This window comes from Candidatus Manganitrophaceae bacterium (genome assembly GCA_016200325.1).
In the GTDB taxonomy this organism is placed as follows: Bacteria; Nitrospirota; Nitrospiria; order SBBL01; family Manganitrophaceae; genus Manganitrophus.
This window is the reverse complement of the sequence record JACQEZ010000001.1, coordinates 11,751-22,117: the sequence shown is the minus strand read 5'-3', so window position 1 is coordinate 22,117 and position 10,367 is coordinate 11,751. Positions and strand designations below refer to the sequence as shown.

Annotated in this window: 9 protein-coding genes; 8 read left to right on the top strand and 1 reads right to left on the bottom strand. The window is 56.4% G+C overall.

The features are described from left to right. Positions 1–149 precede the first annotated feature (149 nt). The gene (locus HY282_00085; GenBank protein ID MBI3802146.1) at positions 150–1,424 is read right to left on the bottom strand and encodes a sigma 54-interacting transcriptional regulator; all 1,275 of its coding nucleotides are present in this window, start codon (positions 1,422–1,424) and stop codon (positions 150–152) included. Positions 1,425–1,730: 306 nt separating this feature from the next. Here HY282_00085 and HY282_00080 point away from each other — a divergent pair, with 306 nt between their 5' ends. The 8 genes from HY282_00080 to HY282_00045 all read left to right on the top strand — a co-directional run bounded on the left by HY282_00080 (position 1,731) and on the right by HY282_00045 (position 10,323). Further along, positions 1,731–2,771 carry a tetratricopeptide repeat protein gene (locus HY282_00080; protein MBI3802145.1) on the top strand — a complete coding sequence of 347 codons (1,041 nt, stop codon included), beginning with the start codon at positions 1,731–1,733 and terminating at the stop codon, positions 2,769–2,771. Beyond that, the gene (locus tag HY282_00075) at positions 2,768–3,331 is read left to right on the top strand and encodes a hypothetical protein (GenBank protein ID MBI3802144.1); all 564 of its coding nucleotides are present in this window, start codon (positions 2,768–2,770) and stop codon (positions 3,329–3,331) included. The genes HY282_00080 and HY282_00075 overlap by 4 nt, the downstream gene beginning before the upstream one ends. A gap of 47 nt (positions 3,332–3,378) precedes the next feature. Continuing rightward, positions 3,379–3,777, top strand: coding sequence for a hypothetical protein (locus HY282_00070; GenBank protein MBI3802143.1), 399 nt, complete (start codon positions 3,379–3,381; stop codon positions 3,775–3,777). Positions 3,778–3,980: 203 nt separating this feature from the next. Beyond that, the gene (locus HY282_00065; GenBank protein ID MBI3802142.1) at positions 3,981–4,295 is read left to right on the top strand and encodes a DUF2934 domain-containing protein; all 315 of its coding nucleotides are present in this window, start codon (positions 3,981–3,983) and stop codon (positions 4,293–4,295) included. Positions 4,296–4,678: 383 nt separating this feature from the next. Beyond that, positions 4,679–5,458, top strand: a complete 780-nt coding sequence (locus tag HY282_00060; GenBank protein ID MBI3802141.1) for a hypothetical protein — start codon at positions 4,679–4,681, stop codon at positions 5,456–5,458. A 60-nt stretch (positions 5,459–5,518) separates the two neighbouring features. Next, complete coding sequence (locus HY282_00055; GenBank protein ID MBI3802140.1) at positions 5,519–6,103, top strand: hypothetical protein; 585 nt, start codon at positions 5,519–5,521, stop codon at positions 6,101–6,103. A 372-nt stretch (positions 6,104–6,475) separates the two neighbouring features. Next, complete coding sequence (locus HY282_00050) at positions 6,476–6,985, top strand: hypothetical protein (protein ID MBI3802139.1); 510 nt, start codon at positions 6,476–6,478, stop codon at positions 6,983–6,985. Continuing rightward, positions 6,982–10,323: an EAL domain-containing protein gene (locus tag HY282_00045; protein MBI3802138.1), complete on the top strand. Its 3,342-nt coding sequence runs from the start codon at positions 6,982–6,984 to the stop codon at positions 10,321–10,323. Before HY282_00050 ends, HY282_00045 begins: the two co-directional genes overlap by 4 nt. The last annotated feature ends 44 nt before the right edge of the window (positions 10,324–10,367 follow it).

The following is a 10,367-nucleotide window of genomic DNA, read 5'->3' as shown; positions in this document are numbered from 1 at the left end:
GATGCCTTAACTGAGGTCAGATTAAAGGCGCCGAACCTGTCAGCAGACGGTCGCAGCAATCGATCGAGATCCGGGTAGAAAAACAGAATTGAAAAGAGGTGAGTCTATTCAGATCGTCTGAGGAGAAGTCTTAATCTTGGATGGGAGAATTAGAACCGAGGATCGATCTGATACTGCTTGAGCTTGTTGTAAAGGCTGGCGCGGGAGATGCCGAGGGAGCGGGCCGAAAGCGCTTTATTGCCGTCATGCTTTCGAAGCGCCTCGATAATTTTTTCCCGCTCCACCCTCGCAAGCGCCTCCTCCATTTTACCGCCGGAGGGGGCAAAAGGAGAATCGCCGGAGAGATCGGCCCCCTCGTCGATCAGGAAGGCGGCTGGAAAAATATTAAGACTTTGAGAGACAAGGACGCTTCGCTCAATCACGTTCTCCAACTCGCGCACATTGCCACGCCAGGGAGAGCGGACCAGGAAATCGAGCGCCTCTTCGGTCAGCCGCATCGGTCCTCGGTCGTTGAGGGCGGCATATTTCTCGACGAAGTGGCGCGCCAGCAGCGGGATGTCGTCGGTCCGCTCTCGAAGCGGCGGAAGCACCAGCGGCATCACCGCCAATCGATAATAGAGATCTTCTCGGAAGTTTTTCTGAGCGATCGCCTCCCTGAGCGGCTTATTTGTGGCGGCGACGACCCGAACGTTTACCTTGAGGCTCCGCGTCCCTCCCACCGGCCGGGCTTCTCCCTCTTGCAACACCCGAAGCAATTTTGATTGAAAGACGAGGCTGGCGTCGCCGATCTCATCGAGGAAGAGGGTTCCCCCTTCCGCCTCCTCGAAGAGCCCTTTTTTGTTCTGGATCGCGCCGGTGAACGCCCCTTTGACATGGCCGAAGAGCTCGCTTTCGAGAAGGGTCTCGGGGAGCGAGCCGCAGTCGATGGCAATGAAAGGGCGGTCGCACCGGGGGCTCGCTTGATGAATCGCCTTGGCGACGAGCTCCTTGCCGGTGCCGCTCTCCCCATAAATCAGAATCGTGGCATTGCTGGGGGAGACCACCCGGATGGTCTCAAAAACAGTCCGGATTTTCTTGCTCCTTCCGATCATTCCATGAAAGGAGCACCCCTCGTCTTCAATCTGTTTTTTTGTGGAAGGGGATGCACTCGGCGCAACGGACGAAAGAGCGGCGGCGAGTTCCTGCGGCCGGACGATCCGGGCCGCGTTGCCGTCTCGATCGAAGATCGGATAAGCGCGAATCTGCTCGACCACCTCCGGTGGGCTCTCTGCGTGTCCCTCGTCTCCCGATGCCCAAGCCCCCTCAGGGTCGGGGGAAAGGGTCGACGGTTCCGAAAGGGTCTCCCGATCGATGCCGCCGGTCGGGCCGGCTTCGCCTGTCAGGGCGGCCGAGGGGGATGCTTCTGGACGGTTTGATTCGCTCACAGACGTCGATTACTTTCGATCATGATTAAATGGAACCATTTTAATAAAATAAACGGAATTATCCTAGTGAAATTGTCTTCACATGTCAAGAATTTTGTACTTGTTTCTATATTTCTACACGGTGTCTTTCTCGTTGAAAGAGTTGAAGAGAGCTGATTCAGGCGATTGCAATTCACCGGCTTAATCACCCCTTCCTAGGTTAACGCCGCTGCAGCCACACCGATTTGCCAAGAATACCTCCTCTGTTGTCTTTTCTGATCTTGGGTGATAAAATGCGGCATCTTTATCCAAAGGAGTTTTTTTAGCGTGAAGTCGATATTATCTTTGCGGACGATTCTTGCCGCCGCTCTCTTCCTCATTTACCTCCCCGGCTTATTGCTCGCTTCCCCTTCAGATGACCGCGCAGACGATCGCGCCAAATCGTATTTTGAAGAGGGGATCGATCTGAACAAACAGCATCGATACAATGAAGCCCTCGAGCGCTTTACCCAGGCGGTGACCCTCAATATTGATAATCATAAATACCATCAAGCCCTTTATATGACCTATATCGCCCTGCGCCGGGGGCTGCAGGGGATTCAGCATTACAAAGAGCTCGCGAGGCAGCATCCGACGAATGCGGCGGTGCACTACTGGCTCGGCCGGTTTTATATCGAAACACAAGACTTGGAAGAGGCGGTGAAGGAATTCCGTGAAACCACCCGTCTGGCGCCCCAAGATGAGCATGGGTTTGTTTCATTGGGACATATCTCGCTTCGCCTGGGGAAAGAGAAAGAAGCGTTAGAGGCCTACACACAAGCGAATAAATTATCTCCCAAGATCGCCGGCGTCCATGCCGGCATGGGAAATATCCATTACCGCCGCAAGCGCTTCGACCAGGCGCAAAAGGAATATGAAACGGCGCTTGCGATCGATCCTTCTCTGACGGAAACCCGCTACAATTTGGGGGTTATTTACGAAAAGAAGGGGGAGATCGGAAAAGCGGTGAAGCAGTGGCAAAAGCTGGTCGAGGACGATCCGAATGAATCGGCGGCGCGGGAAAAACTGGCGCGGGTCTATTTTCTGGGGGAGCGCTACCTTGATGCCGTTCGAGAGTATACGATGCTCTCCCAGGTGCGGCAGAGCTCGCCGCAGGTTTTCTTCTCCCTCGGTGAGGCCCAGGTGCTGCTGGCGGCCAATCTCGATGACCCGGAGGAGCGACAGCAGTTGATCGCAATGGCGATGGAGTCCTTTCAGCGAACCCTCGAACTCGATCCGAAAAATACCCAAGCGCGCAAATATTTAGATCGTTTGGCCTCTGAGAAACGGGCGGCCGGCAAGACAACACAGAAAGAGAGCCCCCAGTGAAACGCGCTCGCCGACCGTTCGTCTTTAGTGGAATCGGGTCGCTCCTTATTTTTTTCCTGACGCAGACCCCCTCCTTTTCTGCAGCCCCCCCTTATGATTGCGCCGCGCAGGAAAACCGGGACAAACCGACGACCGTCGAAATCCTCCTGGCGAAAAAATGGAAGGACCGGGCCGAAGAGGTGAAGCAATCTTTTACCACAGCCGACGAATCGCTGAAGGTCCGAATTAAATTCTTTCCCTTTTTAGATCCCCCCAAAAACATCGGAATCGGCCGGTGCGTCTCCGCAGAAAAGGCCCGCCTTGCCATCCGGGAAGCGGTCCGATACAACGGCAAAATCGATCGCTTGATCATTCAAGACATCATGCCTCACTACTGGATTAAAATTGGAACGACCGACACCTCCGAGCTGACCTGGATTTCAATCGGGCCGGACGCGCTCGCCCGATTAACCGACCCCGCCCTCACCACCGAGCAGTTTCACGACCTCTACCGCGCATTGGCCCACCAGACGGAAAAGAAGCTCCCCTTCGGAATGGGGAATCCCGAAGAGAGTCAATAGCGGCGCGGTTCAACCGCGTTATCGTTAAAAACGAAGAGAGCAGGCCGATGCAAATAAGCAGACGCTTTTCCCCTTACTTTTTGATGGCAGCGGCACTCATCATGATGGCCGCGCCGCTTCAGGAAGCGTCGTCCGCTCCGCCTGCTCCAATCGACGTCGAGGTGCTGGAACACCACTGGCGGCCGGATGTCGTTTGGGAGAAGATCGGCAAGACGAAATTCTTCTGGAGCGCCACGGTCCGCAACCATTCCAATGCCCGACGAAGAATCTTCGTCTACTACGATCTCTTAAGCGCAGACAATGTCCCGCTGGCAAGCAATGTCGCAAATAAGATGATCGAGCCGCTTCAAACCGTCGAGATTACGTCCGACTCCTACATTAACAACACCTTTCTCCCCCAAATCAAAAACAGCCGTGTCACCGTTAAGCTTGGCTTTCCAAACTAATCCGCAGACAATTTGGACCGATCCCCTTCGTTCATAAATCGTAGAAAGACTCTTTACCCTTGATGCTCATTTGTTATATGCTTATTCATTAGTTCAGGGTGAATCCGATCGGTCCGACCCAAACCCCCCTTGGGAAGGATTGAAGAGACAAAGATTATTATTACCACCCACCGGAACGTGGGTGATCGCAGAAGGAGGAATCGATGAAAAAAGAGAATACAAAGAAAAATGAAGGGCTTTCTCTTTCCAATGCGGAGCCGATGGAGAGACCGATGGAAGAGACATCGCTTGAACAACGAATTGCCGAGAAGGCTTATGAACTCTTCCAACAGAGGGGGGGAGATCATGGATATCATCTGGAAGATTGGCTGGAGGCAGAGCGGATCATCAGCACCGAGCAAAAACCGGAAGCGGACGCCGCGACTGGGACACAGGCTCCCTCTTCTGTAAACCCGAGCCCGGCCGCCCGCCCGAAATCGGGTCGAAAACGAAACAACGAGCAAAAGGCTGCATCATAAACCTGCCTGGAATGAGACGCTCACCGAAGAAAAACCCGGGGGCAGAGTCTGCCCGCGAGCGGTTGCGACCCAAAAGGACCGCCGACCGATGAGACGATTGCCAAGGCGATCGCCCTCTTCGAGCAGACCTTCCTCCCCTCTCGGGACCGATCAGAAACGCAGCCTCTTTGGAGGGGGCGGCTTTGACGTGCCGTGGACTGCCCCACCCTTGCCGAGAAACGAGCGAAGGCCCCCGTTCCGCACATCCATTTTCGGCTCGCAGGATTCATCTCGGATCGTTCGGAAGGTCCTTTTGCGATCGGCGCCCCGCCGAAAAAATTCGTCTAAATCGAACCTTTTATATCGTTCAGTCGATTAATGCGGTCCAACCATGAGGAGACCCAATGCCAAAGAGTGCCGTCGCCGTTGTCCTGTTTGCGCTCACCCTCTCTTTCCTGAGCTCCACCGCGGAAGCGAATCATCTAAAAGTCTACGGCTATCAAGGACCGGATGCCGGAGAAGTGGAGCTCGTTTACTGGACCGACTACATCGCCGCCTCCGATCTGAAGATGCCTTTCTTTGGAAAGAACGTCGATCGCGAAGGGCTCTGGAACCATACAATGGAGGTCGAATACGGCATCACCGACCGCTGGGCGATCGCAGGATACCTCGATTTCGAGCAGCCTTCGGGCGAGGGGCTCAAATATGTGCAGTGGCGTGCGGTGGTCGCCCGCTATCGCTTCTTTGAACGGGGCGAGCGATTCTTCAACCCGGCAATCTATCTGGAATACTACTTCCCCAGCGCCGGTCTCACCGGGGAGCCGAATGAGAAGCTCGAGGCGAGGATCATCCTCGAGAAGCAGATCGGCCCGACCGTATTGCGGCTCAATCCGAAGCTGGAGAAGACCTTAAGCGGTCCCGATGTGGAAGAGGGGCTGGAATTCGAATATGCCGCCAGCTTCTATGCGCGATGGACCGCCACCCTGGAGCCGGGAATCGAGTTCTATGGCAACATGGGAGAGGTGACGAACCTCAAATCGAGAGATCAGCAGCAGCATTATATTGTACCGGCGATCAGCTGGCGGGTGCTCCCTCAGGTCGATTGGAATTTCGGCGTCGCCTTCGGATTGACCAAAGCAAGCGATGATCTGATCGTCAAAAGCATTATCGAGATCGGTCTATAATCGATCCCGCTGAGGGACCTTCCGAAAAAGAGATTTGATCGATATAAAAGAGGGAAACGAATGCTCCGAAAAAAGATGAAGCGGCCGCTCTGGATTGTTCTCATGTTTCTCCTATTGGGTTGCGCCGGACCCGGAAAACAGATTCCGATCAACCTCTCTTATCCGGAAGGAACCGCCCCCGCCGCACAGAGCCCTTCCCAAAAAGTGGTCGTCTACCCCTTCGAGGATCTGCGGAAGGATCCTTCCGCGATCGGACGGCGCAAACACCTCTTCGGGGAGGTCGATACTTTTCAATCGAATACCCCTGTCGGCGAGCGGGTTGCCCAGATTTGGGTGGCCGCACTCCAAAGACGGGGATGGAACGCCCGGCTGGCCCGGTCCGGAGAAGATCCCGGAGAGGTCGATCGCGTCATCCGGGGAAAGGTCGAGGTCCTCTGGGCCGAAGCCACCTCTCGCGTCGGCTACACCGAAATTAATGCGCAGGCGGTCTTGCTGGCGGAGACCCTAGAGACGAAACCGGGCACCACCCTCACCCTCAAAATCCGCGAACAAAATATTCCTAAAGTCTTCTTCTTCTCCTCCGAACGGCTCGAAGAGATTTTAAGCGAGCTGATCTCGGAAGGGATCGACCGCAACCTTTCATGACGCAACACCGTGGCGGCGTGCGACCTGTATGATCCGTTCCTCGTAGGAACAACCGCCCGCCGCTTCACCGATAAAACCTTTCCTCTCTGATCAACGCTTCTCTCACACCGCCCTAGTATTACTTACATGCTCTACAGTGTTGACAACAGCAGGAGAAATGGTAGTGTTTTCACTGCCAACGGGGCTTATCCCGGCCTACCCTCTAAGTCCCCTCCACAATAAACTCTTCACAAAATTAAAGAAGGAAGCTCCATTGGAAGCAGATTCTCCAATGCGGATCATTGAAGAACCGATTCCGTCGGGACGAGCCGCCTTCCATCGAACGGTTCCGCTCCCCCCGTTTCTCCTTTTCCAGATTGGCGCCCGATGACGATGTTGCCCCGTTTGCACCGATTTCTCACCGGCCGCTCCAAGCCCGATTCGAATCCAATTCTGATCGCGTTGCTGTGCAGCGTCGGCCTCCTCGTCCTACTCGGTGGGTTAAGCTGGCTCGGCCCCAAAACGGCGCTCCTTGATGATCGTTTCACGCTCTGGCTCGTCGGCGGCGGGAGCATGACCCTTGTCTTCTATTTCCTTTTCAAGCAGGCCGACCTCCTCAATCGGTTGGAGAAAGAACGGCTGGGAACAGAAGCGCTCCATGACGCCCTCGGCAACGCAAATGGGATCATCTTCGCTCAAGCGTCGGCCCGGCCGATGGCTGCCGGCCGAGAACTCTGGGCCCGGCGCAAAGACGGCAGCGAATTTTTGGCTGACGGTGGTCCGATTGCCGAAAGAGTGACGAGAGGGTACACGGGCATCTTCATGACTATCAAAGCAGATCGCCACCAACGACCGACACGAAACCACCGCTTAAGCTCACCCTGGAGTGGAAGAGAGAAATGAAAGCGAAAAAGTTAACCACCCTGCTGATTGAAGACAATCCTGCAGACGCGCGTCTGATTGAGCTGACCCTCGCCGATGCGAAGGACCTCTCGCTCCGGCTGGAGTGCAGGAAAGACCTCGCCGACGGCTTAAAGCGTCTCAGCGAGGGGGGAATTGATGCCATCCTCCTCGATCTCTCCCTCCCCGATGCCCAGGGGCTCGACTCGCTGATCAGAATCAGAACCGAGGCGCCCGCCTATCCGATCGTGGTTCTGACCGGACTGAACGATGAAGAGACCGCCCTCGGAGCGATCAAAGAAGGGGCGCAAGATTATCTGATCAAGGGGAAAGTGACCTCCGACCTGCTGGCCCACGCCCTCTTCTACGCCGTCGAGCGGAAAAAGACGGAAGAGGCGCTACGCGAGTCGGAGCAGCGCTATCAGGAGCTCTTCGAAAACGCCAACGACGCCCTCCTCGTCGTAGACGAGCGCGGCCACTACCTCGACGCGAACCGACGGGCGGAAGAGTTATTGGGTTATACCCGGGACGAGCTTTTGAAAATGACGCTGGCCGATATCACCCCCGGCGACGGAATGGAGTTCGGCCGGAGACAAGATGAAGCGTTCAAGCGGCTCGGCCGGATGTCGGGGGAATATCTCGTGGTTCGAAAAGAGGGGAGGAAGGTCTGTGTGGAATTTTCCGCAAACCGGATCGCGCCGGGACGGTATCTGTCGATCCTCCGCGATATCACTGAGCGCAAACGGGCGGAAGAGGCCCTTCGAAATGCCAAGGAGTTTTCCGAGAACCTGATTCAAACCGCCAATGTCATGATCCTGAGCCTCGATCCCAATGGGAACATCGAGATCTTTAACCAGACGGCCGAAAAGATCACCGGCTATACCCTCGCAGAGCTCAAAGGAAAAAATTGGTTCGAGCTTTTGGTCCCCAAAGATCGTTACCCGTACGTTTGGGAGGAGTTCAACCGGCTGGTGGCCGGCGGCCTCCCGAAGACTTTTGAGAATCCAATCCTGACCAAAAACGGCGAAGAGCGCTATATCATTTGGCAGAACAACCAGGTCGAGATCGATGGGAAGATTGTCTCCACCATCTCGTTCGGAAACGACATCACTGACCGCAAACAGGCGGAGGAGGCCCTTCGAAAGAGCGATGAGCGCTTCCACCTGGCCACCCGTGCCACCAACGATGCCGTCTGGGATTGGGATATGGTCACGAACACCCTTTGGTGGAATGAGAGCTTCAAGCCGCTCTTTTGTTATAAGTCGGAAGAGATCGAACCTGGATTGGAATCGTGGACAAACCGGATCCATCCGGAAGATAAAGAGCGGGTCCTCTCGGACCTTCATGCCGCAGTCGATCACGGCGAGCAGTTCTGGTTGGATGAGTACCGCTTCCGGCGGGGCGATGGCCTCTATGCGACGGTTTTCGACCGCGGCTATGTCGTCCGGGACGGTCACGGAAATCCAATCCGAATGATCGGCGCACTGATGGACATTACCGACCGCAAACAGGCCGAGGAATTGCTCCAACTTCACGCCCGCCGACAAGCCGTTTTGGCCGAGTTGGGACATCGGGCGCTCTCCGGCACCCCGGTTCAAACACTGATGGAGAAAGCGGCAGCCTCGATTGCTCAGATGTTGGAGGTCGACTACTGCAAGGTGCTCGAGCCGCTGCCGGATGGAAGCGGCCTGCTGCTCCGCGCCGGGGTCGGCTGGAGAGAGGGGCTGGTCGGCCAGAGAAAACTCGATCTCTGGAAAGGCTCCCAGGCAGCCTACACCCTTCAGTCGAGCGGCCCGGTGGTGATGGAAGATGTTCAGACCGAGACGCGATTCAAAGTCTCTCCTCTCTTGTCGGAGCATCATATCGTCAGCGGGGTGAGCGTACTCATTCCAGGGCAAGATTATCCTTACGGCGTCTTAGGAGCCCACACGACACACCGGCGCGTTTTTACCGGGGAAGATGTCCACTTTCTCCAGTCCACCGCCAATATCTTGGCCGCGGCGATCGATCGGAAGAAGGCGGAGGAGCGGATTGAGCATCAGGCCTATCATGACGCCCTCACCAGCCTTCCCAACCGCCTGCTGCTTGAAGACCGCCTCGCCGTCGCCACCGCGCGAGCCCATCGCAGCGGGGAGATTCTTGCGATCCTTCTCATCGACCTTGATCGCTTCAAAGTGATCAACGACACCCTGGGTCATCCCGCCGGAGATGAGCTGCTCCGGCAGACGGCCGGTCGCTTCGCAGGATGCATCCGCGAGGGCGACACCGTCGCCCGAATGGGGGGCGATGAATTCGCCATCTTGCTTCTCAATTTGGATTCGGACGAGATTGTGATGCAGGTCGCCGATCGAATCGCCGCTTCTCTTAAAGATCCGTTCCGCGTCGAAGGGAGCACCCTCTATATCACCGCCAGCATCGGCGTCGCCGTCTATCCTCAGGCGGGGTTTGACGCCCAAACCCTCCTGCGGCATGCCGATATCGCTCTCTATCGGGCGAAAGAACAGGGGAGAAACACGCTCCGCTACTTCTCGCCGACCATGAACGTCAAAGCCCTCGAGCGGCTCTCCCTGGAAAGTAATTTGCGCCAAGCGCTGGAGCGGGAGGAGTTCCTCCTCCACTACCAGCCTCAGGTCGAGCTCAAGCGGGGGGGCATTGTCGGATTCGAAGCGCTCGTCCGGTGGCAGCGGCCGGAGAGCGGGCTCGTCTCCCCGGCCGATTTCATCCCGCTGGCCGAGGAAACCGGGCTGATCATCCCGATCGGCGAATGGGTGCTGCACGCCGCGTGCGCCCAGGGAAAGGCCTGGCAGAATGCCGGGCTTCCGCCGACGCGGATTGCCGTCAACCTCTCTGCACGGCAATTTCACAAAGATAATTTGGTGGAGGTCATCGACCGCATTTTGCAGGAAACAGGCTTCGACCCGCACCTGCTGGAGTTGGAGTTAACCGAGAGTGTCTTGATGGGAAAGGAGCGCCGGATCTTCAACATGCTGCGGGATTTGGCGGAGATGGGGATCCAGCTCTCGATCGACGACTTCGGAACCGGCTATTCGTCCCTGAGCTATCTGAAGCGTTTCCCGATTGCCAAGCTGAAGGTCGATCAGCTCTTCGTTCGAAACCTCACTACCGATACCAACGATGCGGTGATCGCGCAGACCGTCGTCGCGATGGCCCACAGCCTCCACCTCAAAGCGGTGGCGGAGGGGGTCGAAACCGAAGCGCAATTGGCATTCCTCCGGTCGGTCGGGTGTGACGAGATCCAAGGTTATCTCTTCAGCCGTCCCCTTCCCGCACAGGAAGCGGCTCAATTGTTGATCCAAGGGAAGCGGCTCCCCCCCTGGTGACAGCCCTGCGCGGAGCGCTTTATCGTCCATCCGCTCCGTCGCGG

Excerpts from the sequence above, each read along its gene's own strand:
- HY282_00070 (MBI3802143.1), top strand. The coding sequence starts at position 3,379 with ATGCAAATAAGCAGACGCTTTTCCCCTTACTTTTTGATGGCAGCGGCA.
- HY282_00065 (MBI3802142.1), top strand. The coding sequence starts at position 3,981 with ATGAAAAAAGAGAATACAAAGAAAAATGAAGGGCTTTCTCTTTCCAAT.
- HY282_00055 (MBI3802140.1), top strand. The coding sequence starts at position 5,519 with ATGCTCCGAAAAAAGATGAAGCGGCCGCTCTGGATTGTTCTCATGTTT.
- HY282_00045 (MBI3802138.1), top strand. The coding sequence starts at position 6,982 with ATGAAAGCGAAAAAGTTAACCACCCTGCTGATTGAAGACAATCCTGCA.
- HY282_00060 (MBI3802141.1), top strand. The coding sequence starts at position 4,679 with ATGCCAAAGAGTGCCGTCGCCGTTGTCCTGTTTGCGCTCACCCTCTCT.
- HY282_00050 (MBI3802139.1), top strand. The coding sequence starts at position 6,476 with ATGTTGCCCCGTTTGCACCGATTTCTCACCGGCCGCTCCAAGCCCGAT.